Origin of the sequence: Streptomyces sp. Root1304, assembly GCF_001426405.1 — a bacterium.
In the GTDB taxonomy this organism is placed as follows: domain Bacteria; phylum Actinomycetota; class Actinomycetes; order Streptomycetales; family Streptomycetaceae; genus Streptomyces.
Window position 1 is genome coordinate 729,674 of sequence record NZ_LMEP01000001.1, and the last position, 26,815, is coordinate 756,488.

A 26,815-nucleotide genomic window follows, 5' to 3' on the forward strand; every position below is an offset into this window, starting at 1 on the left:
CCAGGGGTGTTCAAAGGGGCGGCGGTACGCGAAGATCACCGCCACGCATGTCAAGCGCATGCCAATCATCTCGTCGCAGCATCCCAACGCAGGAGGATGTCCATGAGTCGCCGCCCGTCCCGCGGCCTGATCGCCGCGGCCACCGCCACCGCGGCCGTCGCCGCCACCGCCGCGCTCCTCCCCTCCGCCGGCGCCTCGGCCGCGTCGCTCCCCCAGGCCCGGGTCTTCATGGTGAACCCGGTCCAGTCCTCGGGCGACCAGTCCCTCGCCGACCACAAGGACGCGGCGAGCGACATCCCCGCCTCCGCGTACGCCACCGTCACGCTGCGGAACCTCGACGCGAGCGGCGCGCTGTCCGGCAGGTGGGCCGCCGTCCGCTCGGAGACCGGCAAGCCCGCCGCGGTCGCCGGCGCCGGCTCGTACGACCGCTCGGACGACGAGTTCGAGCAGGTCATGGCGTACTTCTGGGTCAACGAGGCGCAGGAGTACCTCCAGGGCCTGGGCTTCGGCAGCGAGCTGCCGGGCGCCAACGACCGGGTGCAGCCGGTCCGCCTCAACCAGTGGGGCGCCGACAACTCCTTCTTCACCGACAAGAAGGCCGAGATCCGCTTCGGCAAGGGCGGGGTGGACGACGCCGAGGACGCCGAGGTGATCGTCCACGAGTACGGCCACGCCGTGCACAACGCCCAGGTGCCCGGCTTCGGTTCGTCCCCCGAGGCGGGTGCGATCGGCGAGGCCTTCGGCGACTACCTGGCCGTGGAGGTCGGCTCGAACGCGGTCACGAAGTACGGCTGGCCGATGAAGGCCGACCTGGCCTGCGTCGGCGACTGGGACTCGACCGGCTACAGCGCGGCCCCGCACTGCCTGCGCCGGATCGACGGCACCAAGACGTACGCGGACGTCGAGGGCGAGGTCCACGCGGACGGCGAGATCTGGTCCCGGGCGCTCTTCGACATCCGGGGCAAGCTCGGCGCCCGCACCGCCGACCGGATCATCGTGAACGCCCAGTTCGGCTTCGCCGCCGACACGACCTTCGAGGACGCGGCCCTGAAGACGGTCGCGACCGCGCAGAAGATGTACGGCACGACGGCGGCGAACGCCGTGCGCGACGCCTTCCGCGCACGGGCGATCCCGGGCGTCTAGTCGTTCAGCGCCTCGTTCACCAGCCGCGCCCACTGGGACACCACACGGTCCCGGCGGGCGCGGTCGTCCGTGAGGAGGGTCGCGAGGCCCAGGCCCCTGGCCATGTCCAGGAGGCCCTGCACGGTCTCGCGGACTCCGGGGCGGGACTCGTCGGCGCCGAGCACCTCGACGGCGATCCGGTGCGACTCGCGCCCGACGCGGGCCTCCAGCTCCGTGACCCGTTCACGGAGCTGTTCCTCGTCGGAGGCGGCGACCCACAGGTGGAGCGCGGCCCGGAAGAGGGGCCCGGTGTAGAGGCCGACGAGCGCGGCGACGGCCTGTTCGCGGTCGTCCGTGCGGACCGCCCGCAGGGCCTGCGAGCGCTCCTCCGCCACGTACTCGACGGCGGCGGTGAACAGGTCCTCGCGGGTCGGGAAGTGGTGCTGGGCGGCCCCCCGGGACACTCCGGCCCGCTCGGCGACGACGGCGACCGTGGAGCCCGCCCAGCCGTGCTCGGCCAGGCAGGACACGGCGGCTTCGAGGAGCCGCTGCCGGGTGGCCCGGCTGCGGTCCTGCTTGGGGTTCCGGTCGGGCCTGGCGGTCCCGTCCGGCTTGGAGTTCCGGTCCGGCTTGGGCGCGGTCACAGCCGCCATGCGGGGTCCCGTCGTTCGAGGAAGGCCGTCATCCCCTCGCGTGCCTCGGCCGAGGCGAAGAGCGTGGCCGACCTCTGCACCAGGTCCTCCGCGTCACGTTCGAAGGTCTCCAGGACTCTAGCGGTGACCAGCCGCTTCGCCTCCCGCAGGCCCTGCGGGGAGGCGGCGCGGAAGGAGTCGAGGATGCCCGGGAGGGCCTCCTCGCCGGCCGTCACCAGGCCCATGCCGATCGCCTCCGGGACGCCGAACCGCTCGCCCGTCAGGTAGTAGCGGGAGGCCGCGCGCGGTTCGAGGGTGGGGAGGAGGGTGAGGGAGATGACGGCGGGCGCGACGCCGATCCGTACCTCCGTGAGGGCGAAGTCCGCCCGCTCCCCCGCCACCACGAGGTCACAGGCGCCGAGCAGGCCGAGGCCGCCGGCCCGTACGTGCCCGGTGACGTGGCCGACGACCGGTTTCGGCAGCTCGACGAGCTGACGGAGCAGGTCCACGAAGGCGTACGGGCTCGCGGGGCCCTTCAGGTCGGCGCCCGCGCTGAACGTGGAGCCGGTGTGGGTGAGGACGACGGCCCGGACCGCCGGGTCCTTGCCGCAGTCGGTGAGCGCGTCGGCGAGTTCGGCGACGAGCGCGGCCGACAGCGCGTTGCGGTTGGCCGGGGAGTCGAGGGCGAGCGTGGTGACGCCCCGTTCCTCGGTGACGGCGACCAGGGTCATGCGCGGTCCCTCAATTCCCTGCGGAGGATCTTCCCGGAGGCCGCCCGGGGCACGGTGTCGATGAACTCGACGCTGCGGACCTTCTTGTACGGGGAGACGCGGGCGGCGACGTACGCCATGACGTCCTCGGCGGTGAGGCCGGGCGCGGCGGGCTGGCGTACGACGAAGGCCCTGGGCGTCTCGGTCCCGTCGGCGTCGGTGACGCCGATGACGGCGGCGTCGGCTATCCCCTCGTGGGTGAGGAGGAGCGCTTCGAGTTCGGCGGGGGCGACCTGGAAGCCCTTGTACTTGATGAGTTCCTTGACGCGGTCGACGACGAACAGCCAGCCGTCCTCGTCGACGCGGCCGATGTCGCCGGTGTGCACCCAGCCGTCGGCGTCGATCATCGCGGCGGTGGCGTCGGGCCGGCCGAGGTAGCCCTTCATGACCTGGGGGCCCCGGATGGCGACCTCGCCCTCCTCGCCGGGCGCCGCGTCCTTCGCCGGGTCGTCGAGGGACAGGATGCGCATCTCGGTGGAGGGCAGCAGCTTGCCGACGGTGCCGGGCGGCGGGTTCGGGGCGCCGAGCGGGACGACGTGGGTGCCCGGGGACAGCTCCGTCATGCCGTACGCCTGGAGGACCGGCGGCAGCCCGAGCCGGGCCGAGCACGCCTGGGCGAGGGCCGCGTCGAGCGGGGCGGCGGCGCTGACGACGTACTCCAGGGAGGAGAGGTCGTAGTCGGCGACGGCCGGGTGCTTGGCGAGCGCGAGCACGATCGGCGGGGCGACGTACAGGCCGTTGATCCGGTGCTCCTGGATGGCGCCGAGGAAGGTGTCGAGCTCGAAGCGGGGCAGGACGACGACGGTGGCGCCCCGGCGGAGGGGGGCGTTCATGAGAGCCGTGAGCCCGTAGATGTGAAAAAAGGGAAGAATGGCAAGGATTCGGTCACCCGGGCCCATCGGGATGACCGGCTCCAGCTGGGCCAGGTTGGTGGCGATGGACGTGTGCGTGAGCATCACGCCCTTGGGGACGCCGGTGGTGCCGGAGGAGTACGGGAGGGCCGCCACGTTCCGGTCGGGGTCGATGACGATCTCGGGGAGCGCCTCGGTGGAGCCGAGGAAGGCCTGCAGCGAGCGGACGCCCTCACCCTCCGGGGCCTGGTCGCAGACGAAGATCTCCTCGATGCCGCCGGCGAGTTCGGCCGCCGCGCGGGCGGCGGCGAGCAGCGGCGAGACGGTGACGATCCACCGCGCCGAGGAGTCGCGCAGCTGCTTCGCGAACTCCTCGGGCGTGGCCAGCGGGTGCACGGTGGTGACGGCCGCGCCGGCGCGGGTGGCGGCGTAGAACGCGATGGGGAACAGCACGGTGTTGGGGCTGTGCAGCGCGAGCACGTCCCCCTTCCGCACACCGGCCCCGGCGAGCCCGGCGGCGACCTTCCGGTGGAAGGCGTCGACCTGCCCGTAGGTGAGGGTCAGCCCCCCGGCCCCGTCGACGAGGGCCGGGGTGTCGCCGTACTCGGCGGCGCGGCCGAGTACGACGTCATGGATCGGCAGGGAGAGGGACGGAACGGCCTCGTACTCGCTGTGGAACACCATGCGTTGACCCCCTGGAGAGGTGAGAGTGGACGCCAGGATCGCGGCTGCGGGCGGGACTTGGGGAGACCCTGTCAGCCCTCCGAAAAACAATCAAGCGTGCCTGCATGGTTTGTGGGACGGCGGTTCAGCCTTCGCAGGCGACTCCGTCGCCGTCGCGGTCGAGGTGGCTGTCGTAGCCGGGTTCCCCGCGGTGGATGGGGGCGGCGCCGGCCGCGCGGACGGCGGTGCAGTTCGCGTAGTAGACCTCTTCGGGTGCGTCCTCGGTCGTCCGTACGGGCTCCGGCTCGCGGGTGGTGGGGGCCGGTGCCGGGGTGCGGGTCGGCCTGGGGGCCGTGGTCCGGGGCGGGGCCGTGGTCGGTTCCGGGGTCGGCTCGGCCGTGGTGGGCTCCGGAGTCGGGGTGGGCGACTGGGTGGTCGGCGCCGCTTCCGGGGTGGTCGGCGGCGGGGTGGTGGGGGTCGGCTCGGTGGCCGTCGGGGTCGCCGGGGCCGTGACCGTCACGGCGGGCTTCGGGTCGTCGGTGCCGTTCTCCTTCGGGTCGTCGACGGCGAGGGCGAAGACGAACCACAGGGCCGACACGACCGTCACCACGATCTTGGTCCGGCCGGTCCAGCGGCTCAGCCAGGCCAGGGCTATGCCCCCCGGCGGGAAGATCACCAGCAGGGCGATGACCAGGGCCGGATGCTGCCACCAGCGCCGCTGCGGCACCCACGGCGGCGGGCTCTGGTACGGGTTGGGCTGCTGGTACACGCGCGTCTCTCCCCTGGCTCACGGCCCTGAGATGTGGCCGAAGTGGGGGGATCGTACACGCGGCCTTCACAACCGGAGGGCGGATTGGCCGAGATGAGACATCAGGACGGCCCGGCAGCGGCCGGGCCGGCCGGGACGGTTCACGTCGCCGACGTCCGGCCGGGACGGTACGCGTCGCCGACGGCCGCCCGCCCGGGGCCACGGCCGTCGACGACCACGACCGGGAATCAGTACGACTTGGGCAGCCCCAGCGAGTGGCTCGACACGTAGTTCAGGATCATCTCCCTGCTGACGGGGGCGATCCGGGCCACCCGCGCCGCCGTGATCAGGCGGGCGATCCCGAACTCCTTGGTGAGGCCGTTGCCGCCGAGCGTGTGCACGGCGGTGTCGACGGCCTTCACACAGGCCTCCGCCGCCGCGTACTTCGCCATGTTCGCGGCCTCGCCCGCACCCACGTCGTCACCCGCGTCGTACAGCCGCGCCGCCTTCTGCATCATCAGACGGGCGAGTTCGATCTCGATGTGGGCCTGTGCGAGGGGGTGGGCGATGGCCTGGTGGGCGCCGATCGGCGCCTTCCAGACCTGGCGCTCCTTCGCGTAGGCCACCGCCCGGTCCAGGGCGTGACGGCCCATGCCGATCGCGAACGCGGCCGTCATGATCCGCTCCGGGTTGAGCCCGGCGAAGAGCTGGAGCAGGCCCGCGTCCTCGTCGCCGACGAGCGCCTCCGCCGGCAGGTGGACGTCGTCGAGGGTCAGCTCGAACTGCTTCTCGTCCGCGTCGAGTTCCATCTCGATGTGACGCCGCCCGAAGCCGGGGGCATCACGCGGGACGATGAACAGGCAGGGCTTGAGGCTGCCGGTGCGGGCGTCCGAGGTGCGGCCGACGATGAGGGTCGCGTCCGCGATGTCGACCCCGGAGACGAACACCTTCCGCCCGTTGAGCACCCAGCCGTCCTCGGTGCGGGTGGCGGTGGTGGTGATGCGGTGCGAGTTGGAACCCGCGTCGGGCTCGGTGATGCCGAAGGCCATCGTCTTCGAGCCGTCCGCGAGGCCGGGGAGCCAGGCCCGCTTCTGCTCCTCCGTACCGAAGCGGGAGATGACCGTGCCGCAGATGGCGGGCGACACCACCATCATCAGGAGCGGGGCCCCGGCGGCGCCCGTCTCCTCCAGGACGAGGGACAGCTCGGCGATGCCGCCGCCCCCGCCGCCGTACTCCTCGGGGAGGTTCACGCCCAGGTAGCCGAGCTTCCCGGCCTCCGCCCACAGGGCGGCCCGGTCGAAGCCGGGGCCGTGGCGTCGCCCCAGCGCGGTGACGGCGGCGCGGAGTTCGGTGTGTTCCTGCGGCTCGATGTCGGTGCTCATACGGGGTCTTCCTCCGTTGCTTCGGTCTGTACGACGGCGAGCAGGGTGCCGACCTCGACCTGGCGGCCGGGGGCGGCGTGGAGCGCGGTGAGCGTGCCGGAGGCGGGAGCGATGACGCGGTGCTCCATCTTCATGGCCTCCAGCCAGAGGAGCGGCTGCCCGGCGGTGACCCGGTCGCCGACGGCGAGACCGTCCGCGACCCGGACGACGGTGCCGGGCATGGGGGCGAGCAGGGAGCCGGGCTCCCGCTGGTCGGCGGGGTCGGTGAAGCGGGGGACGGCGGCGAGACGGTGGCGCCCGGCGTGGACGACGCCGTCGCCGTACGAGGCGACCTCGAAGTCCCGTACGACTCCGGCGACTTCGAGCCGTACGCGGTCGGGGGAAGCCGAGACGACCCGCACCCCTTCCGGTGCGGTGACCTCGTATCCGCCGCCCCTGACGGGCCGGTAGCGGACCTCGTGGTCCCCGAACGTCCGCGTCTCCTCCTGCGAGCGGACGTTCCGCCAACCCCCGCCGAACCGACCGGTGTTGGCGGCGGCCCCGGCGAGGGCGGCGGCGACGGCCGCGTGCTCCCCGCCGTCCCGGGGGCCGGTCAGCGCCGCCAGGTTGCGGTCGTAGAACCCGGTGTCGAGGCCGCGGGTCTCCCGGAACTCGGAGTGCCGCAGGGAGGCGACGAGCAGGTCCCGGTTGGTGGCGGGCCCGTGGATCACCGTGCGTTCGAGGGCGTCGGCGAGCTTGCGGACGGCCTCGGCGCGGGTCGGTGCGTACGCGATGACCTTGGCTAGCAGGGAGTCGTACGGGACGGGGACGGTGTCCCCGGAGGCGTACCCGGCGTCGACGCGGAGGCCCGGACCGGCGGGGAACTCCAGCCGGTGCAGCACGCCCGCCTGCGGGGTCCAGCCGGACGCCGGGTCCTCGGCGTACAGCCGCGCCTCGACGGCGTGTCCGGCCGGCGCCACCCTGCGACCCCCGGCGGCGGCGTACTCCAGGACGTCCGTCAGCGGGGTGCCCTCGGCCACGGAGATCTGGAGGGCGACGAGGTCGACGCCGAACAGCTCCTCGGTCACCGGGTGTTCGACCTGGAGCCGGGTGTTCATCTCCAGGAAGTGCGTGCGGCCGTTCTCGCCCATCAGGAACTCGACCGTTCCCGCGCCGACGTAGCCGATCGCCTTCACGGCGTCCGTCGCCACCTCGGACAGGTCCCGCACGACGTCGGCGGGCAGGCCGGGCGGCGGGGTCTCCTCGATCACCTTCTGGTGGCGGCGCTGGAGGGAGCAGTCGCGGGCGCCGAGCGTCCGGACGGCGCCGTGGGTGTCCGCGAGGACCTGGACCTCGATGTGCCGGCCGTTCTCGACGTACGGCTCGACGAACACCTCGCCGTCCCCGAAGGCGCTCGCGGCCTCCGTCGAAGCGGACTCCAACGCCCCTGCCAGCTCGCCGAGTTCGCGGACGATCCGCATGCCCCGGCCGCCGCCGCCCGCCGCCGCCTTCACCAGCACGGGCAGGTCGGTCCCGGTCACGTCCTCCGGACGGAGGGGCGCGACGCCCAGGAGTTCCTTGGCGCGGGTCTTCGACGCCATCGCCTCGATGGCCTCGGGCGGCGGGCCGATCCAGGTCAGTCCGGCGGCGTTCACCGCCCGCGCGAAGTCGGCGTTCTCGGAGAGGAAGCCGTAGCCGGGGTGGACGGCGTCGGCGCCGGCCGCGAGGGCCGCCGCCACCACCAGGTCCCCGCGCAGATACGTCTCCGAGGGCGCGGCCCCCGGCAGCCGTACCGCCGCGTCGGCCTCCCGCACGTGCAGGGCGCCGGCGTCCGCGTCGGAGTACACGGCGACGGTGGAGATGCCCAGCTCACGGCAGGTACGGAACACCCGGCAGGCGATCTCGCCCCGGTTGGCGACCAGAAGGGTGGAAATCACCTGGGGCCTCACATTCGGAAGACGCCGAAGCCGCCGCGGGCGCCCTCGACCGGTGACGTGTGGATCGCGGAGAGGCACAGCCCGAGGACCGTGCGGGTGTCGCGGGGGTCGATGACCCCGTCGTCGTAGAGCCGGCCGGAGAGGAACATCGGCAGCGACTCGGACTCGATCTGCGCCTCGACCAGCGCGCGGAGACCGGCGTCGGCCTCCTCGTCGTACGGCTGCCCCTTCGCGGCGGCGGACGCCCGCGCCACGATCGACAGGACGCCCGCGAGCTGCTGCGGGCCCATGACGGCGGACTTGGCGCTCGGCCAGGCGAAGAGGAAGCGGGGGTCGTACGCCCGGCCGCACATGCCGTAGTGCCCGGCGCCGTAGCTCGCGCCCATGAGCACGGACAGATGGGGGACCTTCGAGTTCGACACCGCGTTGATCATCATCGCGCCGTGCTTGATGATGCCGCCCTGCTCGTACTCCTTGCCGACCATGTAGCCGGTGGTGTTGTGGAGGAAGAGCAGCGGGATGTCCCGCTGGTTGGCGAGCTGGATGAACTGCGCCGCCTTCTGCGACTCGGCGGAGAACAGGACGCCCTGCGCGTTGGCGATCACCCCGACCGGGTAGCCGTGCAGGCGCGCCCACCCGGTCGTGAGCGAGGTCCCGTACAGCGGCTTGAACTCGTCGAAGTCGGAGCCGTCGACGATCCGCGCGATGACCTCGCGCGGGTCGAAGGGGGTCTTGAGGTCGCCGGGGACGATCCCGAGGAGTTCGTCCTCGTCGTACTTCGGCGGCTCCGCGAGGGCCGGATCGGCGTGCGCCTTGCGGTGGTTGAGGCGGGCGACGATCCGGCGGGCCTGACGGAGCGCGTCGGCCTCGTCCACGGCGTAGTGGTCGGCCAGACCGCTCGTGCGGGCGTGCATCTCGGCGCCGCCCAGCGACTCGTCGTCGCTCTCCTCGCCCGTCGCCATCTTCACCAGCGGCGGACCGCCGAGGAAGACCTTCGACCGCTCCTTGATCATCACGGTGTGGTCGGACATGCCGGGGACGTACGCGCCGCCGGCCGTCGAGTTGCCGAAGACGACCGCGACCGTGGGGATGCCCGCCGCCGAGAGCCGGGTGAGGTCGCGGAAGAGCGCCCCGCCGGGGATGAAGATCTCCTTCTGGGAGGGGAGGTCGGCGCCGCCGGACTCGACCAGCGAGATGACGGGGAGCCGGTTGGCGAACGCGATCTCGTTGGCGCGGAGGGCCTTCTTCAGCGTCCACGGGTTGGAGGCGCCGCCGCGCACGGTCGGGTCGTTGGCCGTGATCAGGCACTCGACGCCCTCGACGACCCCGATGCCGGTGATCAGGGAGGCCCCTACGGCGTAGTCGCTGCCCCAGGCGGCGAGCGGCGACAGTTCGAGGAACGGCGAGTCGGGGTCCACGAGCAGCTCGACGCGCTCGCGGGCGAGCATCTTGCCGCGCGCCCGGTGCCGGGCCGTGTACTTCTCGCCGCCGCCGGCGAGGGCCTTGGCGTGCTCGGCGTCGAGGGCGGTCAGCTTGTCGAGCATGGCGGCGCGGGCGGCGGCGTAGTCGGATCCGCCGGTGTCGAGGGCGGAGGCGAGGACGGTCACTGGATTTCCTCCGGGTCGTCGGGCGGGAGGGGTGCGGCCGGGGTGTGGGGTGGGAGGGGGGCGGCCGGGGGCTCGGGTGAGAGGGGCTCGGCCGGGGGCTCGGGTGAGAGGGGCTCGGCCGGGGGCTCGGGTGAGAGGCCTGCGCCCGGGGACTCGGGCAGCAGTTCCTCCGGGATGTCGAGGCGGCGGGAGCGGAGCCACTCGCCGAGGGCCTTGGCCTGGGGGTCGAAGCGGGCCTGGGAGGCGACGCCCTCGCCGAGGATTCCGGCGATCGTGAAGTTCACCGCGCGGAGGCGGGGCAGCAGGTGCCGGGTGACCACCAGCCCGGCGGTCTCCGGGAGGAGTTCGCGGACCTTCTCCACGGTCAGGGCGTGGGCGAGCCAGCGCCACTCCTCCTCCGTGCGGACCCAGACGCCGACGTTGGCGTCGCCGCCCTTGTCACCGCTGCGGGCTCCGGCGACCAGGCCGAGCGGCTCGCACCGGGTGGACCCCGGCCGGAGCGGCTCGGGCAGGGCCGGTTCCGGGACCGGCTCCAGGTCCCGGGTCCGCCGCGGTACGGGGATCTCCCTACGGGTCCCGTCGGGGAGCACGGCCGTGTGCGGGACCTCGGCGGCGGGGACGTACACCGTCTCGAAGACCCCGTAGGGGGCGCCCCTGCCGGGCGGGGCGGTGACGTGGAAGCCGGGGTAGCTCGCGAGGGCCAGCTCGATCGCCGCCCCTGTCAGGGTGCGCCCCACCTTCTCGGGGTCGGTGTCCCTGACGACGAGCCGCAGCAGGGCGCTCGCGGTCTCCTCGGTGGGGGCGTCGGGGCGGTCGGTGCGGACGAGTTCCCAGCGGGTCTCGGCGGGCGGGTTCTTCGCCAGGGCGTCGTGGATCTGCTCCTGGAGGAGTGCCGCCTTGGCCTCGATGTCGAGGCCGGTGAGGACGAAGACGACCTCGTTGCGGAAGCCGCCGAGCCGGCTGAGCCCGACCTTGAGCGTCGGGGGCGGCGCCTCGCCCCGTACGCCGTCGATCCTGACCCTGTCGGGGCCCTCCGGGGTGAGCCGGACGGTGTCGAGGCGGGTGGTCACGTCGGGGCCGGGGTAGCGGGCGCCGGCCGTCTCGTAGAGGAGCTGGGCGGTGACCGTGCCGAGGTCGACGAGGCCGCCGGTGCCGGGGTGCTTGGTGACGACCGCGCTGCCGTCCTCGTGGAGTTCGGCGACGGGGAAGCCGGGGCGGCGCAGGAGGCGCGGGTCGTGCTCGCGGAAGAAGGCGTAGTTGCCGCCGGTGGCCTGGGTGCCGCACTCCAGGACGTGGCCGGCGACGACCGCGCCGGCCAGCCGGTCGTACTCCTCCGGGCCCCAGCCGAAGTGCCACTGCGCGGGCCCGGTGACGAGGGCGGCGTCGGTGACCCGGCCGGTGACGACGACATCGGCCCCGGCGGCGAGGCAGGCGGCGATGCCGGCCCCGCCGAGGTAGGCGTTGGCCGCGAGCGCGCCGCCGGTGACGGGCAGCAGGTCGCCCTCCACATGGGCGATCCGGGTCGGCAGGCCGAGCTTCGCGGCGAGCGCGCGCAGGGCGTCGGCGAGCCCGGCCGGGTTGAGGCCGCCGGCGTTGGTGACGATCCGGACCCGGCGCTCGTGGGCGAGGCCGAGGCCCTCCTCCATCTGGCGCAGGAAGGTCTTCGCGTACCCGGCCGAGGGGTCCTTGAGCTGGTCGCGGCCGAGGATGAGCATGGTCAGCTCGGCGAGGTAGTCGCCGGTGAGGACGTCGAGTTCGCCGCCGGTGAGCATCTCGCGGACGGCGTCGAAGCGGTCGCCGTAGAAGCCGGAGGCGTTGCCGATGCGGAGGACGTCCCTCATGCCGTCCCCTTCGCGGCGCGCCCGCCGCCCGCCGGGCCCGCGAAGGCCTGGGCGATGCCCAGCCAGCGTTCGGCGTCGGCGCCGTGGGCGACCAGGGCCGTGTCGTCGCGGTGCGCGCGCTGGGTGACGAGGAGGCAGAAGTCGAGGGCGGGGCCGGTGACCTTCTGCGCGGCGTCCTCGGGGCCGTAGGTCCACAACTCCCCGTCGGGCGCGGTGATCTCGACCCGGACGGGCCCGGCGGGCACCGGGAGGCCCCGGACGAGGAAGGCGTAGTCGCGGGCGCGGTGGCCGATCCAGGCGACGTGCCGGAGCCGGGCGGTGGGCGGGTGGCTCGCGCCGAGGGCGTCGGCGACGTCCTGGGCGTGCGCCCAGGTCTCCATGAGCCGGGCCGTGGCCATGGCGGGGGCGCTCATCGGCGGCCCGTACCAGGGGAATCGCACGCCCGGCGGCACCGCGCGCAGGGCCTCCTGGAGCCGTTCGCGACCCTCGCGCCAGCGGGCGAGGAGCACGGCGGGCGGCAGCTTCGCACCCTCCTCCGCGCCCTCGTCGACGAAGCGGTCGGGGGCGGCGAGCGCCTTCTCGGTCTCGGCGGCGAAGCCCTCCGCGTCGGTGGCGGCGAGGAGTGCCGCCCGGTCGGTCCAGGCGAGATGGGCGATCTGGTGGGCGACGGTCCAGCCAGGCGCGGGGGTGGGCGCGGCCCACTGTTCCTCGCTCAACTCGCCGACGAGACGGTCGAGTTCTTCACTCTCGTCGCGCAGGTCGTCGAGGACGACGACGGGGTCGGACACGGTGCGCTCCCCTCGGGGGACGGGCGGTCTCGGGCCTTCGCGAGGAGCATGTCAGTGACACCAGAAACAATCAAGCGTGCTTGCTTTAGATTTTGCGGGCCCCTGACGGTGATCCCGGAGGGGTACGGAGGGCTCCCCCGGTGCCGGGACGGCAGCAGGACGTAAGTGAGGCGATAGCCGGACGTGAGCGGCGGGCGGAATGCTTCATGTGTCAGCAGGCCAAGTGGGGTAGCGGTTCGCCGCGCGTTCCGGGCCGCGACTGCACCTCCGTACTCGGCCGCCACACATTCGGGGAATTCACATGCGTACGACGTTCCGCTCCGGCAAGCGCACCGCCACCATCGGCGCGGCGCTCACCGCCGCCCTCACTCTCGCCCTCACCGCCTGCAACGGCGACAACGGCGGGCTGGGCAGCACGCAGGGCGGCCCCACCGCGTCGGCGGACAAGGCGGGCGGCACCGGCGGGGCGGGCAAGACGGACCAGAGCGCGGGCACCGGCACCGGTGGGAGCGACCAGGGCGCGGGCACCGGCACCGGTGGGAGCGGCAAGGGCACCGGCAGCGGCAGCGGTGACGCCGGCGAGGGCAAGGTCGACATGTGCCGCTCCGGCGTGCTCGACGCCACCGCCACCAACAACACCACGGACGAGACGAACGGCGTCGTCACCGTCACCTTCAAGAACTTCGGCAGCGCCGACTGCCGCATCAGCGGCTTCCCGGGTGTCGACATCAAGACGTCCCTGGGCGACACCATCTCCGTGGACCGCAACGGCGAGCAGGCCGTGCCGCAGATCCTCAAGGAGGGCGACACCGCCGCCTTCAACATCACGTTCCCGGTCAACAACACCGGCGGCTCCGGCGTGAAGCTGACCGACCTCGTGGTGACGCCCCCGAACGAGACCGAGCCCTTCACCCTGAAGTGGCCGGCGGGCACGCTCGCCGTCACCGACGGCGAGGACGGCGGCAAGATGGAGATCAGCCCGGTGGGCAAGGTCAGCGACTCCCCGGCCGGCTGACCCCGCCACCGCCCCCGCCTGGGCGTCCGGCCCGGCAACAACGGGCAGGTCACCTGGGCGGGCCCGTCCCCGCGGGCGCGTCAGGTCAACCGGGCGAGCCCGTCCCCGCGTCGCTTTCTCCGGACGGGCGACGACAGGGTCGTGACGGCGACGACGAGGATCAGGGAGGGGAGGGGGAGGAGGGTGTCGGGGGCGTCGTCGATGACGTCGATGCCGTTGCCCACGGCCGTGATCCAACTGACCGTGCCCACCAGGGCCATCGGGCCGACCCGCCGCTCCCCCGTGACGAGCATGCCGATCCACAGGACGATCGGCATGACGAGGGACGTGTTCACGATCGCCGCCGTGAACGCCTGATCGGTCGAGTACCCCGGCCCCGCCCCCAGCGTCGCCGCCGCCTGGCCCATGAACGACAGGTACAGGCCGTCGGACAGGACCAGGTGCGAGGCGGCGACGCCGAGCGTCGAGACGATCAGCGCCTTCAGGAGCCGGGGGCCGAGCGGGGTGGGTGAGGACGGTGCCATGGCGGCGACTATACGCACGGTCTATACACGTGATGTATAGACCCCCCTGCCCATGGGTGTGGGAGAGGAGCGAGAGGCGGACGCTTCAACCGTGGGGGCGATGAAGTCCCGCCACTCATAAGGGCGTTCAGGAATCCGAGGGGAAGACCGTCGCCGCGTAGGCCGCGGCCGCCGGGGCCGGCTGGAGGGCCGCGTGCGCGGCGATGGCGTGGATGTCGCGCCAGGCGCGCTCCAGGCCGCCGCCCGCGATGAGCCCCCGGGCACCCCCGGCGCGCATCAGGCGCTCGACGGCACCGACCAGCAGGTCCACGGCGACGGCGGAGTCCCGCTGGTTGAGGGCGATGGCGGTCGCGTCGGCCCCGCCCGCGGTCCAGCCGTCGGCCCGCGCCGCCGCCGCCCCCAACAGCAGCCGCGCGGCGTCGATTTCGGCCGCGCAGCGGGCCAGGGTCTGCTGCACCACCGGGTCCTCCGTCAGCGGCCGGCCGCCGGGAAGACGGCGGAGGCCCGTCAGAACGGTCCACGCCTCCAGCGCACCGCGCGCCGCGCCGAGCGCCGGGGCGGCGAAGAGGAGGGCAGCGACCAGCTGATACGGGACCCGGTGGCAGGGGGCCACGCGGGAACCCCGTACGGCAGTCACCCCTTCCCCCTCGTCCTCACGGACCCCGGTCACCAACGCCTCGCGCACGAACGTGCGGTGCTCCGGCACGAAGACCGCGTCCGCCTCCTCGATCACCACGCTGTGGCTGCCGGTCGCCCGCAGCCCCACCGCGTCCCACGTCTCCCTGATCCCGACCCGCTCGCGGGGCACGGCCAGGACCCGGTACACCGGAGCCTCCGCCGCCGCGCCCGGGACCGGCGCCGCACTCGCACCCGAGGCGGAGCCCGTGCCCTTACCCGTGCCCCTACCCGTACCCGAGCCCACGCCCCTACCCGAACCGGAGCCCGCACCCATCCCCGTACCCGAGCCCGCACCCGAGTGATCGAGAGACGCCAGCAGCACCCACTCCGCGTGCTCGACGCCGCTGGCGAACGCCCACTCCCCCGACAACGTCCAGCCGCCCGGCACCCGGGTGAGCCGGCCCGCCGGGGGTACGACCGCCGCCGCGACGCGGGTGTCGGGCGAGTCGCCCCACAACTCGCGCTGCCCCTCGGCCGGCAGGTGCGCGGCGAGGCGGCCGTGCGCGGCGAGCAGCACCCCGCACCAGGCGGTGGACGCACAGGCCGCACCCACCTCGGCGACCGTGTCGACCAGACCGGCGAAGGTGCCCTCCGCTCCTCCCCAGCGGCGCGGTACGAAGTGCCGGGCGAGGCCGGCGCCGGTCATCGCGGCGACCACCTCGGGGTGGAGCCGCCCGGACCGCTCCGACTCCTCGGCGTGCCGCGCGGCGGCGGCGTACAGGTGCCCGGCGGCGAGGGACGCGGCCGGCGCGGAGGGCGCGCTCGCGGACTCCGGCACGGACGCGGAAACGGGCGCGAAAGCGGGCGCGGGCACGATCGCAGGGGTGTCGACGACTGTCATGACGCGTACTCCTTGAGTGGCGGTACTGATGCGAGGCCGGCGCGAGTAGAAAAAGATTCGGTCCGGAAGGTATTTTCTGAGAGGCCGTCATGGACCCCATGGAGGCAGGACACGCGACGGGAGGCGGACGCTCGGTGAGGCAACAGGACAGGGCCCGCATGACCTACGACCTGGTGGTCGGCGCCGCAGCAGCCGAGTTCTCCCTGCACGGATTCGCGGGGACGAACCTGGCCGACATCACGGCCCGCACCGGGCTGACCAAGGGAGCCCTCTACGGACACTTCTCGTCGAAGGCGGATCTCGCCGGCGAGCTGACCCGCTCTTTCACGTCGGGATGGGCCGACGCCCTCGCCGCCGCCACCGCCGACGCGCGGGGCGACGGGGAGGGGACGGACGCAGACGAGGACCGGGCGCTGCCCGCCCTCCGCCGGCTGCTCGTCGGGCTCTCCCGCAGGGTGTACGAGGACCTGCCGTTCGCGGCGGGACTGCGCCTGGTCATGGACGCGGCCCGCGCCGAGGGAACCGTGCCCGCCCCCCTCGGCGACCTCTGCGCCGTGGTGGCCCTGCTGATCCGGAAGGGTCAGGAGGAGGGGTCCGTCTCCGACGCCCACCCGGCCGGGCTTCTGGCCCAGCTCGTGGTGGCGTTGCTCGTGGGCGCCCCCGCCGTGGTGACGGCGACGGACGCCTCGGCCGGTCCGGCCGAGTTCGTACGCGAGGTGTGGGACCTCCTGGAGCCGTCGCTGTCCGACGCCCGCCATCCGGTGCGCGGATGAGGTGGGGGACGCGTGGACACGTGGGGGGATGAACGACGGCACTTCGGAAGTCCCCGGCCCCGAAGCCTCCGTGGCGGCGGGGCTTCTCCGGTGGTGGGGGCTCCGGTGGTGGGATCTCCGATGGTGAGGCTTCTCCGGCGGTGGAGCCGCTCCGGTGGTGGGGCCATCCGGCATCGGGACTCGCGCCATCGGAACCTGCCCCATCGGGGCAGCTGATACGGCGGCGGCGACGACGCTCCTCCGGCGGAGCGCCTCCCTGGCGGCAGGGGCACATCCGACGGCAGGGACACCCTCAGAGGTCGCTCCGGCAACGAGGTCATCCTCGGCGGCGGGGATTCTCCGGCGGCAGGACCCTCCTCGGCGGCGGAGGTCTCACCGGCCCCGACCCCGGCCCCGGGGCGCTGCGGCGGCGGTAGTGGTCGTGCGGCGGTCGGCCGCGGCCACTCCGGAGCCTCAGGCCGCCTGCGGGGTCAGCGCGCGGGCCGGTGGCGCGGGGGTCCGCGCGCCCGTGGGGGTGGCGGCGGAACCTGGGCCGGGCAGTGGTGCGGGGCCGGGCAGCCAGGACCAGCCTGCCGTCTCCGCGCGCGGGGCGGAGACGGGCCCGTCGCCGACCAGGACGGGATGGCCGACGGCCCGCAGCAGCGGCAGGTCGCTCTCGTCGTCCGCGTACGCGAAACAGTCCTCGGGCGTGAGGCCGAAGGCCGTCATGATCCGTTGGACCGCCTCACCCTTGGCGGCGCCGATCATCGGCGCGCCGATCAGCTCCCCGGTGAGCCGGCCCTCCGAGGTCACCTCGGGCACGGTGCAGACCACCAGGTCGGCGCCGATCTCCCGGGCGAGCGGGTCGAGGCAGGCGGAGAAGGCCCCGGAGACGAGGACGACCAGGTCACCGGCGTCGGCGTGGCGGCGCAGCGCCTCGTACACGGGCGTGTGGATCAGACCGCCGGCCCGGGCCTTCTCGTACCACTCCTGACCGCAGGCCTCCAGGTCGTCGAGGTGGCTGCCGGCGAGGAAGCGGAAGAAGGAACGGTTCACCTGTTCCCGGGGCACGCCAGCGCGGATCTGGCTCTGGAGCGAGGCCTGCGCCGCGGCGAGCCGGCGGGCGGCGACCTCCCCCCGCCCCCAGAAACGGGCGAGGACGCAGGCCATGCTCTTGCAGGTGATCAGGGTCTCGTCCACGTCGAAGAACGCGGCCCGGACGGGAGCGATGCTCATGATCTGCCCCCTCTGCCCGCGATACGGGTGTCCCCGAACTGCCCCTTGAGGAACCGCCGGCCGGACCCGGCACCTGGTCCGGCGCCGACACCGGCGCCGACACCGACGCCCGCCCCCAGCGGCGCGCTCCCGCCCATCGGCGTACCGCCGCCCATCGGGACGACCCTGCGCTCCTGGACCTGCTTCGGCGGCTCGGCGATCTCGTGCTGCGCCGTCTCGACCAGTTCGAGGATGCGTTCCGCCAGCGGCCGCAGACGCGCTCCCGCCGGGGTGAGTTCCACGGAGCGGTTGCCGCGCCGCTGGAACAGTGACGCCCCCATGTCCTCCTCCAGGCCCTTGATCTGCGCGGTCACCGCGGGCTGGGAGTAGTGCAGGTTGTGGGCGGCGCGGGTGAAGCTGAGCTCTCGGGCCACTTCGCGGAAGGCCCGTAAGTGCTGGAGTTCCATCTCCGTACCTTTCTACGCTCGTGTGTTCTTGCCTTGACCTTGTTCTCGTACGTTCACGCGGCGCGGCGGGCCACGGCGGTCGCGAGGACGCGGGTCCCCTGGGTGGCGGAGAGCCGCACCCGGCCGTCGCCGGTCGCCGTCGCCTCGACGGTCACGGCCTCGGCCAGCTCGCCGAAGACGGCGAACTCGGCGTCCAGCGAGGCGAGCGACACCGGGAATCCCGCACCCGGCTCCCCGCCCGCTCCCCCGGCGGCGCGCCCCGTCAGCAGCGCCGCCTGGCGGAAGGCCTCCAGGAGCAGCATCCCGGGTACGTGGTCCGAGGGGTGCTCGAAGTACCCGGGGTGCGTCGGGTCGACGAGCAGCTGCCACGTCCCCGGGGCGCCCGCCACGGGCAGGAGCACGCCCCTCCCCTCCTCGCCGGACCCCACGGGCGGTGCGGGCCGGGCCGCGGGCTGCGCCGTACGCCCCCGCTGCCGGAGGCGTCCGTACCGCACCCCGTCGATCACGGTCACACCGGCGGACGCGCGGGCGCACTCGCGGCCGCCGACCTCGATCACCATGTCGAAGCGGGCGTCGAAGCGGCGCGGGTTGCGTCCCCCGGCCGGCGTCACGACCTTCACGTCGAGGACCACCGGGAGCGGCCCGCCGCCGACCCGGAGGGCGGCCGGGTCGCTGATGCGCAGCGACAGCGCCTTGAAGATGAAGTGGTGGCCGAGCGGTACGTCGTGGTAGCGGTGGCTCAGGAAGATGCCGGCCTGCCGTACGGCCTCGACGAGCAGCATGAAGTCGGCCTGCCCGGTCTCCTCCGGGCGGTACAGCGCGTGGTTGCGGGGCAGTTGGGCGCCGACCAGGAAGCGGTCCGTGCCGGCCACCGCCGCGTCGGTGAGGAAGACCTCCGTCACCGAGGCGCGGTGCACGAGCCGCCGGGACACGGTGCGGTCGAAGCTGAGTCCCTCCTTGGCCTCCCGTATCAGGGACTCCAGTGACTCCAGGGGCTCAAGCGGTTCAAGAGGCATTACGGTCTGCAGCACACCGATGGACATCCTTTTCCCCCTCAAGGTGAATCATCGTGGCGACGAGGGACCTCGGCGGTCCCTCGGCAGCAAGAAATATACCTTCGAGAATGTATATTGCAAGGCGTTGGCACGAGAGAGGCGGACAGGCATGGCGACACCCCGAAGCGAACCGAAGCAGGAACGCGCCCGGCGCACGAAGGTGCACATCCTCCAGTCGGCGGCCGAGCTGTTCTCGGAGCGCGGCTACGCGACCGTGACGCTCCAGGACGTGGCCGAACGGGCCGAGATGACCAAGGGTGCGGTGTATTTCCACTACACGAACAAGGAGGCCCTGGCCGTCGCGGTCGTCCAGGAGCACTACGCCCGCTGGCCCGGGATCCTCAACGGCGCCGAGGGCGACCACGAGGAGCCCTTCGACCGGCTCGCGGCCGTCCTGGACACCGTCACCAGGGCGTTCGCGCGGGACATCGTCGTCCAGGCGGGCGCCCGGCTCCAGATCGAACGCGCTCTCATCGACGCCGAGTTGCCCGAGCCGTACGTCGGCTGGGAGGACTACCTCAGCCGGCTGATCACCGAGGCCCAGGACGCGGGACAACTGCGGGCCGGAGTGGAACCGCGCGCCGCCGCCCGCGTCCTGGTCTCCGCCTTCTTCGGCATGCAGCACATCTCCGACGTCCTGACCCGGCGCAAGGACCTCCCCGAGCGGTACGCGGAGCTGCGCACCGTCCTGCTCGACGGGATGCGCGGCTGATCAGCCGGGCACGCCTGCCGTGAGAGACCGAGAACGGCGTGGCCCCCCACGAGAGGTGGGAGGCCACGCCGTATGCGTTCAGCGGCCCTCGGGCGGGCCGTACGCGCTCAGGACCTGCTGCCCGAACCGACCGGCGCCGGAGCGGAAGCGGAAGCCGAACCGGAAGCGGTACCAGCGGATCCGCCGGACGCCGCACCGGACGCCGTGGCGCCGGCGGCGACGGCGACGGGAGCCGGAGTCGCGGCCGCCGCGGCGGCCTTGGCCGCGATCCGCCGCAGGTACAGGTTGTTGAAGACGAGCGCCGCCGCCGTGAGCGCGGCACCGATGATCTGCACGCCCGCCGGGACGACACCCGTCAGGGCGGAGATCACGAAGGCCGTGATCGGCACGACGTCCATGAAGAGGACGCCGTTGAGCGGGCCGAGGTAGCGGTTGCCGAAGTTCCAGCCGAGCACACCGACGAACCCGGCGATGACGCTCATGTACGCCAGCTGGGGAAGGATCGAGCCCACCGCGCCCGCCGTCGGGACCGGCACGCCGCCGGCGGCCAGGATGATCGCCGTGATCACGGTGGCGCTGGCGAGACCGAGGACCGTGGTGATCGCCGTGTACTTGATCGGGGACCAGGTCGGGAAGTAGCTGGCACCCGAGGTGTAGACGACCCAGCACAGCGCGGCGAAGAGCAGCAGGGCGTCGGCGCCGGCCGTCTTCGGGTCGGCGATCAGGGAGCCGATGTCACCGTTCGAGACGACGAGGATGGTGCCGACGAAGGACATCGCGATGAAGACGAGCGAGAACTTCGGCGGAACGACCTTCTTGAGCACCCAGTTCACCAGGAAGCCCATCATGGGCATCGTCGCCATCATGATCGAGGCGTTGAGGGCGCCCCGCTCGCCGATGAGGTCCTGGCCGAAGAAGACCAGGAACTGGAATCCCGCGAAGCCGGCCGTACCGAACAGCCAGGCCAGGCCGATGCGTTCACCCTTCAGCCGCAGCCCCTCGCGCCCCTCCCGCATCCGCAGGAAGACCAGGAACATCGCGCCGGCGATGGTGTACCGCATGACGGTGAAGGTGAACGGGTCGATGTGCTGGAGGGTGGAGTCCATCAGGGGGAACATCGCACCCCAGGACACCGTGGCCAGGAGGCAGAGAAGGACGCCTCGCGTGTACGTGTTCTGACTGTTCATGAGTCTTCCTGTCGGGCCTGAGCGGGCTGGGAGTCGAGGACTTGCGGGGAGGGAGGGGCTACGGGGAGGTCTTGCGGGGAGGGGTCACGGGGAGGGGAGGGCGGCGGCCGGGTCCCGGGTCCGGAGGAGGGGGTACGGGCTCCGGGACCCGGCCACGCGCGTGCGTGCGTACGTGCTGCGTGCCTGCGTGCGTACCCGCGTGTTCGTGTGCGCGGGCGGCCGGAGTCAGACCCCGACCGGCTCCGGCACACGGGAGTCCGCGGGCCGGACGTCGAGGAGCGGGAGGACCGACTCCAGGAGCTGGGCCGCCCGGACCTTGCCGGTCGGGCTGTACGGGATGGCGCCGACCGGCACCACGTACGCCGGGAGGCAGGGCACGCGGCGGGCGCAGGCGGCGCTGACCGCCCGGTACCCGCTCTCCTGGCGCTCGGGCGCCACCGGCGTGAAGGGGACGACGAGCACCTCGCCCACCCCGGGAAGACTCGTCCGCAGGACGGCGGTCTCCCGGACGCAGGGCAGGTCCATCAGGTCCGCTTCGAGGCCGAAGATGTTGACGTCGAGCGGCTTGCCCGCCTCCGCCTTGGCCACGCCGTCGTTGCGGCCGGTGAGTTCGAGCCGCCCCGCCTCGTCGACGAGGCCGCTGTCACCGGTGAGCAGGAACCGCTGGGTGCGGCCGCCGTAGTCGAGGGTCATGAAGTCGGGCTCGCTGCTCGCGTAACTGTCCATCAGCTGGTAGCTGGCGATGGCGACCCGGCCCCGACTGCCCTTGGGGAGCGGCTTGTTGTCGGCGTCGAGGACGACGACGGTGTTGCCGGGCATGGGGCGGCCGGAGCGGCAGGGCGCCACGTGCAGCTCCTCGGGGCCGATCATGACGTTCACGCCGGTCTCGGTGGTCCCGTAGTAGAGGTGCAGGACGGGGCCGAGGCGGTCCCAGGCGTTGTTGATGACCCAGCGGTTGAGGTGCCGGCCGCCGGAGAGCACGAAGTGCAGGCGGGACGTCTTGTGCAGGTGCTCGGAGTTCGGGTGGGCGACCACCCGGGCGAGGACCGGCGGGACCATCAGGGTGGTGGACACGCCCTCGTCCTGGATGATCCGGATGAGCTCCTCGGCGTCGTCGTGCGGGCCGAGGACGACGGTGCCGCCCAGGGTGAGGAAGATACGCGCCCAGCCGGGCCCGGAGGCGTGGTAGAGCGGGACGGTCACCAGGTGCACGTCCTCCTCGTCGAAGGCGTACTGGTCGACCAGATCGGCGAACCGGCGGGCCTCGAAGGACGTACGGCGGACGACCATCTTGGGCACGCCGCTGGTGCCGGAGGTGAAGGAGAAGGCCTCGAAGGGCTGCTCGACGGGCTGCGGGTCGCCGGGCGCCGACACGAGGAGGTCGGTGAAGCTGACGGAGACCGTGTGTCCGTCGGGGAGACCGACGGGCTCGCTGTCGATGAATATGTCGAGTATGTCTCTGCCGTCGGGCCAGCCGCACTCCTCGACGAGGCCGCGGTGGGCCTTCGAGGTGATCACGACGGTCGGCTCCAGCTGGTCGAGCGCCGCGGTGGTCGCGACGGGCCCGGCGGTGTAGTCGAGGCCGACGCAGGGGATGCCGAGCGAGCTGACGGCGGCCATGGCGACCACCAGCTCCCAGCTGTTCTCGGCGAGGAAGACGGCACGGGCGGGCCGGGTCTCGGGCAGCAGGTCCTGGATGGCGCAGGCCACGCGGCTGACCTTGTCGGAGAAACTCGCCCAGGTCATACGGGTCTCGCCGTCGACGACGGCGACGCGCTGGGGCCAGCGGGCGGCGTGCTTACGGATGTCCGCGATCTTGATCATGGAGGTGTCTCCCTGGAGGTCGGGCGGGGACGGAGCGGTACGGAAGCGGGTCTGGGGTGCGCGGTGTCTCGGGTGTGGGATCTCGGGTGTGGGATCTCGGGTGTGGGGCCCCGGATCTCAGCGGGTGGCGCCTGCGCCGGCCGTGGCGTTCGCCGCCGCGGACACGGTGGCGGCGGTGGTCGAGGCGGCGGACACGGCGGCGGCGGCACCGGCGAGCTGGGCGGAGACCGGCGCCGGAGGCACGGACGGGAGCGACGCGATCGACGCCGCGGACGGCAGGGCCGGGATCGACGGCACGGACGGCAGGGTCCCCGTCGCCGCGGCCTGCGCGGCCAGTTCGCCCGCCGAGACGGTCGGGTTCCGGAGCGTGTAGATCTCGCAGCCGCTGGACCGCAGGGAGTCGATCTGGCTGAGCGTCCGCTCGCAGAGCTTCTCGCCGGGAACGGTGATGGGGATGCCGGGCGGGTACGCGATGATGAAGTGCTCGGAGGTGCCCGCGGCCAGGGCCGCCGACGCGCTGCGATAGGTGCGCTGGATGGTGCGGAGGGCGTCGAGGAGCCGGAGCAGCGTCGCCTCGTCCACACCGATGTGGATGTGGAAGAGGACGGCGTCGCCGCTCTCCCGGGCCACGTACAGCGCGTACTCGTCGAAGAGCATCCGGCGGAAGTCCGCCGCCGTGATCCCGAGGGCGCTGATGTCGACGAGGACCCGGGTGGGGTCGTCGCTGACGAGCTGCGCCGGGTCGGTGAGGTGCCCGTCCGGTCCGAGCGGCCGGTACGCGGAGAGGCGCGGGTCCGTGGCGAGTTCGACGCGCAGGGTGCGGGCGAGCCCGAGGGAACGGCCGAGGAGCGCCTCGCCCTCCGTCTCCGCCTGGAGCCGGGCCAGGTCCAGGCTGGCGAGGACCGGCCAGCTGGGCGAGGTGGTGTGGTGCTGGAAGAGGGCCTGCGCGGTGCGCTCGGCGGCCTCGCCGTCGCCGATGAGGTGCAGGTAGGAGCCCTGCCGGAGCGCGGACATCGACTTGTGCGCGGAGTGGGTGACGGCGACGTTCATGGCGAGGCGGGGGTCGGCGGCGCGCAGCGCCTCGACGGCGTGCAGCGCCGTGAGGGGGCGCAGCCGGGGGTGGAAGCGGTGGGCCGCCCCCCAGGCCTCGTCGACGAGGACGGAGACGGTGGGGTGGACGGCGGAGAGTTCGGCGAGGACGGTCGGCAGGTCGTACCGGACGCCGTCGTAGGAGACGGCGGAGAGGACGACGGTGTCGTAGGGCCGGCCTTCGACGGCGGCGGCGCGGAACATCTCCAGGAGCCGGGGCAGATCGGCGTACGTCCGCGGGCAGTCGTCGCAGCAGCGCTGCATGGGGGCGTACGCGACCTGGACGCCGAGCGAGTTGAGGGCGAAGTGCACCGACTGGTGGCAGGAGCGGTCCGCGAGGACCCGGGAGCCGGGCTGGGTCAGCGCGGTGAGCGCGACCCGGTTGGCGGTGCTGGTGCCGGCCGACAGGAAGAAGGTGGCGTCGGCGCCGAAGCTGCGGGCGGCGAGGCGCTGGGCGTCCCGGAGCGGGCCGCGGGGCCGGAAGAAGGAGTCGAGCATCGTGCCGCTGTAGGACACGTCGGCCGCGAGCTGCGCGGCGCCGAAGAGCGCCTCGTAGGTCTCCCGCATGTGGGAGTCGCGGATAGACCGGCCGTGCGAGAGCGGCAGCGCGTGGAACGTGGCAATGTCCCGTCGGGCGACTGCGAGCACGGCGTCAGCGAGGGGGGTGGTCCTGCCGTCCGGGTAGGCCCCGGGGCGAGCCGGCAGAGGAGCCGGCTCCGGAGTGGAGCTGGTGGATGCGGTCATGACCCCATGAAATAAAAACCTTCGCGAAGGTATCAACTGTCATCAGTGACGCTGATGGACGACCGGATCCACCACCCGGCCGACCAGCGGCGATGACAGGAGGACGGGGCTCCGCTACCCGGCGGTCCGCCGGGGCCTCGGCACGAGTTCGCCCCCACAGTTGGGGCAGACGTCGCTCATCGCGTCGGCACAGGGCACACAGAAACTGCACTCGTACGAACAGATCCGCGCGTCCCCGTCGACGGCCAGCGCCGCGGTCCCGCACTTCTCGCACAGCTCACGCATCTCCAGAGCCACGACGACCTCCTTCTCCCGCACGCGCCACGCGTACGTCCGACGACACCCTCATCGTCGAGGAGCCCGCGACCACGGGAAACAGCCGGAAGGCCAATGATCAACAGGATCGGGCCAGGGGGCGGGTGGGTGCGGAATGCCGGAGCAGGGGCGGGGCGGGAGGACCCGCATCCGCCGGGACGGGGCAGCCGGTGCGGGACGAGATGGCCCGGTCAGCGCCGGGCGGGGCGGCCAGGCCGGCGCCGGGCGGGGCGGCGCGGTCAGTGCCGGACGAGGCAGAAGGGGTGGCCGGACGGGTCCGCGTAGACCTTCCAGCGGCGGGCGCCGTCGCCCGCGTCCAGGAGGGTCGCGCCCAGGGCGCGGACCTGTTCGTCGGCGGCGTCGAGGTCGGCGACCTCGAAGTCGAGGTGGAACTGCTGGGGAAGATCGGGGTGCGGCCACGTCGGCGGGCGGTGATCGGCGACGCGCTGGAAGCAGAGGACGAGCCCGCCGGGCGTGTGCAGGGTGGACCAGTCCTCACCGAGGTGCCAACGGGGGTCGGGCCGGTCGACCTCGCCGCCGAGGACGGCGCGGTAGAACTCCGCGAGCTCGGCGGGCACGGGGCAGTCGATGACGAGGCACTGCAGCTGGGCGATCACGCGGGGAGTCTAGGACCCGCCCGGCGGGTCTTCACGGGATTCGCCCCGAGACCTCGGGCCGGACGGCTCCCCCACCCTTCCCGCCCCTGCCCTCGCCTCCCGTACCCGCCCCCACCCTCCCCCTACGGTCCGGGGCGACCCCCTTACGGGGTCGGGCGGCCCCCTACGGGCGGGGTGCCCCCTCAAGGGTCGGCGGCCCCCTACGGGCAGGGCAACCCCTACGGGCCGGACGACCCTTCCGGGCCGGGCAACGCCCTACGGGCGGGGCGCCCCCCTACAGGCCGGACGACCCCCTACAGACCCGATGACGCCCTACGGGCCGGGCGCGCCCCACGGGCCGGCAAGCGAGCCCTCCCCCTGCGAGCCACACCGCCTACGCCGCGAGGTCCCGTGGCCGATTGCCCCGGACCTGGGTGCGGACCGCGCCCATGCTCGCCGCGATGACGAGGGCGATGGCCAGGGCGTCCGTCAGGGACAGGGCCTGATGGAGGACGAGGAAGCCGGCCGTCGCTGCGATGGCCGGTTCGAGGCTCATCAGGATCGCGAAGGTGGGGGCGGGGAGACGCCGCAGGGCGAGGAGTTCGAGGGTGTACGGAAGGACGGAGGACATCAGGGCGACCCCGAGGCCGAGGGCGATCGTCGACGGCACGAGGAGCTTGTCACCGGCCTCGGCGATGCCCAGCGGCAGGCTCAGGACCGCGCCGAACGCCATCGCGAGGGCGAGTCCGTCCGCCTGCGGGAAGCGCCGGCCCGTACGGGCGCTGAACACGATGTACGTCGCCCACATCACGCCCGCCGCCAGCGCGAACCCGGCACCCACCGGATCCAGCCGGTCGAAGCCGCCGCCGCCGAGCAGGACGACGCCGCCGAGGGCCAGCCCTGCCCAGAGCAGGTTCATCAGGCGCCGGGAGGCGACCACCGAGAGGACCAGCGGGCCCAGGACCTCCAGGGTCACCGCGGCGCCGAGGGGTATGCGGTCGGCGGCCTGGTAGAAGAGGATGTTCATCCCGGCCATCGCCGTACCGAAGGCGACGACCGTGCCCCAGTCGGCCCGGCTGTAGCCCCGCACCTTGGGACGGCAGACGAGGAGCAGGACGAGGGCGGCGAGCACGAGCCGCAGCGTCACGACGCCGAGGGCGCCGGCCCGGGGCATCAGAAGGACGGCGACGGCGGAGCCGAACTGCACGGAGAGCCCGCCGGCGACGACGAGCGCGACGGGCCCGAGCCGATGCCCCGACTCCTTACGGGCAGCGAAGCCCGCCGACGCCGGGGCGCCCGCCGATGCGGAGGCGCCCGCCGCTCCCGCAGCACCCGTCGACCCCGCGCCGACCTCGGCGCGCACCGGGACGGGGGCCGGGGTCAGGGTCGCCTCCTTGACCGGACTGTCCACCGAGGACTCCTCACTCGTTCATTGAACTGCACTTTCAGTCCAGAATAATGCACTCCCGGCTGGATGTCGC

The 26,815-nt window shown here is 73.2% G+C and carries 24 protein-coding genes; 4 read left to right on the top strand and 20 right to left on the bottom strand.

The features are described 5' to 3' along the window. Positions 1-102 precede the first annotated feature (102 nt). Positions 103-1,143 (top strand): M36 family metallopeptidase, encoded by a 1,041-nt coding sequence (locus tag ASD33_RS03320; RefSeq protein WP_079044512.1) that lies wholly within the window; start codon positions 103-105, stop codon positions 1,141-1,143. Here the strand turns inward: ASD33_RS03320 and ASD33_RS03325 are convergent. The 9 genes from ASD33_RS03325 to ASD33_RS03365 form a co-directional block, all read right to left on the bottom strand. Then, positions 1,140-1,775 carry a TetR/AcrR family transcriptional regulator gene (locus tag ASD33_RS03325; RefSeq protein ID WP_242426814.1) on the bottom strand — a complete coding sequence of 212 codons (636 nt, stop codon included), beginning with the start codon at positions 1,773-1,775 and terminating at the stop codon, positions 1,140-1,142. The genes ASD33_RS03320 and ASD33_RS03325 overlap by 4 nt on opposite strands. Beyond that, a complete protein-coding gene (locus ASD33_RS03330) occupies positions 1,763-2,485 on the bottom strand; it encodes an enoyl-CoA hydratase family protein (protein ID WP_056552838.1) in 723 nt (240 codons plus the stop codon). The genes ASD33_RS03325 and ASD33_RS03330 overlap by 13 nt, the downstream gene beginning before the upstream one ends. Beyond that, positions 2,482-4,059, bottom strand: coding sequence for an AMP-binding protein (locus ASD33_RS03335; RefSeq protein WP_056552842.1), 1,578 nt, complete (start codon positions 4,057-4,059; stop codon positions 2,482-2,484). The genes ASD33_RS03330 and ASD33_RS03335 overlap by 4 nt, the downstream gene beginning before the upstream one ends. Positions 4,060-4,183: 124 nt before the next feature. Continuing rightward, entirely contained in the window at positions 4,184-4,627 is a 444-nt protein-coding gene (locus ASD33_RS35675; protein WP_199863448.1) for an excalibur calcium-binding domain-containing protein, read from the bottom strand. A gap of 407 nt (positions 4,628-5,034) precedes the next feature. After that, positions 5,035-6,168, bottom strand: a complete 1,134-nt coding sequence (locus tag ASD33_RS03345; protein WP_056552849.1) for an acyl-CoA dehydrogenase — start codon at positions 6,166-6,168, stop codon at positions 5,035-5,037. Continuing rightward, entirely contained in the window at positions 6,165-8,084 is a 1,920-nt protein-coding gene (locus tag ASD33_RS03350; RefSeq protein WP_056552852.1) for a biotin carboxylase N-terminal domain-containing protein, read from the bottom strand. Before ASD33_RS03350 ends, ASD33_RS03345 begins: the two co-directional genes overlap by 4 nt. An 8-nt stretch (positions 8,085-8,092) precedes the next feature. After that, positions 8,093-9,691 carry a carboxyl transferase domain-containing protein gene (locus tag ASD33_RS03355; protein WP_056552854.1) on the bottom strand — a complete coding sequence of 533 codons (1,599 nt, stop codon included), beginning with the start codon at positions 9,689-9,691 and terminating at the stop codon, positions 8,093-8,095. After that, a complete protein-coding gene (locus ASD33_RS03360; protein ID WP_079044513.1) occupies positions 9,688-11,532 on the bottom strand; it encodes an acyclic terpene utilization AtuA family protein in 1,845 nt (614 codons plus the stop codon). Before ASD33_RS03360 ends, ASD33_RS03355 begins: the two co-directional genes overlap by 4 nt. Next, positions 11,529-12,320, bottom strand: a complete 792-nt coding sequence (locus tag ASD33_RS03365; protein ID WP_056552857.1) for a TIGR03084 family metal-binding protein — start codon at positions 12,318-12,320, stop codon at positions 11,529-11,531. Before ASD33_RS03365 ends, ASD33_RS03360 begins: the two co-directional genes overlap by 4 nt. A 301-nt stretch (positions 12,321-12,621) precedes the next feature. On the opposite strand from ASD33_RS03365, the gene ASD33_RS03370 reads away from it, so the two are divergent. Further along, the gene (locus ASD33_RS03370) at positions 12,622-13,335 is read left to right on the top strand and encodes a DUF4232 domain-containing protein (protein WP_056552859.1); all 714 of its coding nucleotides are present in this window, start codon (positions 12,622-12,624) and stop codon (positions 13,333-13,335) included. Between the two features lie 80 nt (positions 13,336-13,415). On the opposite strand, the gene ASD33_RS03375 is transcribed toward ASD33_RS03370, so the two are convergent. Beyond that, complete coding sequence (locus ASD33_RS03375) at positions 13,416-13,859, bottom strand: hypothetical protein (protein ID WP_056552862.1); 444 nt, start codon at positions 13,857-13,859, stop codon at positions 13,416-13,418. A 127-nt stretch (positions 13,860-13,986) separates the two neighbouring features. Then, positions 13,987-15,378, bottom strand: a complete 1,392-nt coding sequence (locus tag ASD33_RS36710; RefSeq protein ID WP_079044514.1) for an acyl-CoA dehydrogenase family protein — start codon at positions 15,376-15,378, stop codon at positions 13,987-13,989. 158 nt (positions 15,379-15,536) lie between these two features. On the opposite strand from ASD33_RS36710, the gene ASD33_RS36715 reads away from it, so the two are divergent. Continuing rightward, a complete protein-coding gene (locus ASD33_RS36715; protein WP_056552865.1) occupies positions 15,537-16,151 on the top strand; it encodes a TetR/AcrR family transcriptional regulator in 615 nt (204 codons plus the stop codon). A 453-nt stretch (positions 16,152-16,604) separates the two neighbouring features. Here ASD33_RS36715 and ASD33_RS03390 read toward each other — a convergent pair whose 3' ends face one another. From ASD33_RS03390 to ASD33_RS03400, 3 genes are read right to left on the bottom strand one after another with little or no spacing between them, the layout of a single operon-like run. Continuing rightward, positions 16,605-17,366: an HAD-IB family hydrolase gene (locus tag ASD33_RS03390; protein ID WP_056552867.1), complete on the bottom strand. Its 762-nt coding sequence runs from the start codon at positions 17,364-17,366 to the stop codon at positions 16,605-16,607. Further along, positions 17,363-17,812: a LysR family transcriptional regulator gene (locus tag ASD33_RS36015; RefSeq protein ID WP_242426815.1), complete on the bottom strand. Its 450-nt coding sequence runs from the start codon at positions 17,810-17,812 to the stop codon at positions 17,363-17,365. The genes ASD33_RS03390 and ASD33_RS36015 overlap by 4 nt, the downstream gene beginning before the upstream one ends. Before the next feature lie 53 nt (positions 17,813-17,865). Further along, positions 17,866-18,843, bottom strand: coding sequence for a ScbA/BarX family gamma-butyrolactone biosynthesis protein (locus ASD33_RS03400; RefSeq protein WP_199863434.1), 978 nt, complete (start codon positions 18,841-18,843; stop codon positions 17,866-17,868). 133 nt (positions 18,844-18,976) lie between these two features. Here ASD33_RS03400 and ASD33_RS03405 point away from each other — a divergent pair, with 133 nt between their 5' ends. Next, positions 18,977-19,579 carry a ScbR family autoregulator-binding transcription factor gene (locus ASD33_RS03405; protein WP_056552873.1) on the top strand — a complete coding sequence of 201 codons (603 nt, stop codon included), beginning with the start codon at positions 18,977-18,979 and terminating at the stop codon, positions 19,577-19,579. A gap of 107 nt (positions 19,580-19,686) precedes the next feature. Here the strand turns inward: ASD33_RS03405 and ASD33_RS03410 are convergent, their stop codons facing one another. The 6 genes from ASD33_RS03410 to ASD33_RS03435 all read right to left on the bottom strand — a co-directional run bounded on the left by ASD33_RS03410 (position 19,687) and on the right by ASD33_RS03435 (position 26,745). Further along, positions 19,687-20,766, bottom strand: a complete 1,080-nt coding sequence (locus ASD33_RS03410; RefSeq protein ID WP_056552877.1) for a DMT family transporter — start codon at positions 20,764-20,766, stop codon at positions 19,687-19,689. Between the two features lie 225 nt (positions 20,767-20,991). Further along, positions 20,992-22,590: a class I adenylate-forming enzyme family protein gene (locus ASD33_RS03415; RefSeq protein WP_056552880.1), complete on the bottom strand. Its 1,599-nt coding sequence runs from the start codon at positions 22,588-22,590 to the stop codon at positions 20,992-20,994. A gap of 117 nt (positions 22,591-22,707) precedes the next feature. Further along, positions 22,708-24,423: an arginine decarboxylase gene (locus ASD33_RS03420; RefSeq protein WP_056552883.1), complete on the bottom strand. Its 1,716-nt coding sequence runs from the start codon at positions 24,421-24,423 to the stop codon at positions 22,708-22,710. A gap of 114 nt (positions 24,424-24,537) precedes the next feature. Next, positions 24,538-24,720, bottom strand: coding sequence for a DUF1272 domain-containing protein (locus tag ASD33_RS03425; protein ID WP_199863435.1), 183 nt, complete (start codon positions 24,718-24,720; stop codon positions 24,538-24,540). A 257-nt stretch (positions 24,721-24,977) separates the two neighbouring features. Further along, positions 24,978-25,355: a VOC family protein gene (locus ASD33_RS03430; RefSeq protein ID WP_056552886.1), complete on the bottom strand. Its 378-nt coding sequence runs from the start codon at positions 25,353-25,355 to the stop codon at positions 24,978-24,980. A gap of 373 nt (positions 25,356-25,728) precedes the next feature. Continuing rightward, positions 25,729-26,745, bottom strand: a complete 1,017-nt coding sequence (locus ASD33_RS03435) for an EamA family transporter (protein WP_242426816.1) — start codon at positions 26,743-26,745, stop codon at positions 25,729-25,731. Positions 26,746-26,815: the final 70 nt, after the last annotated feature.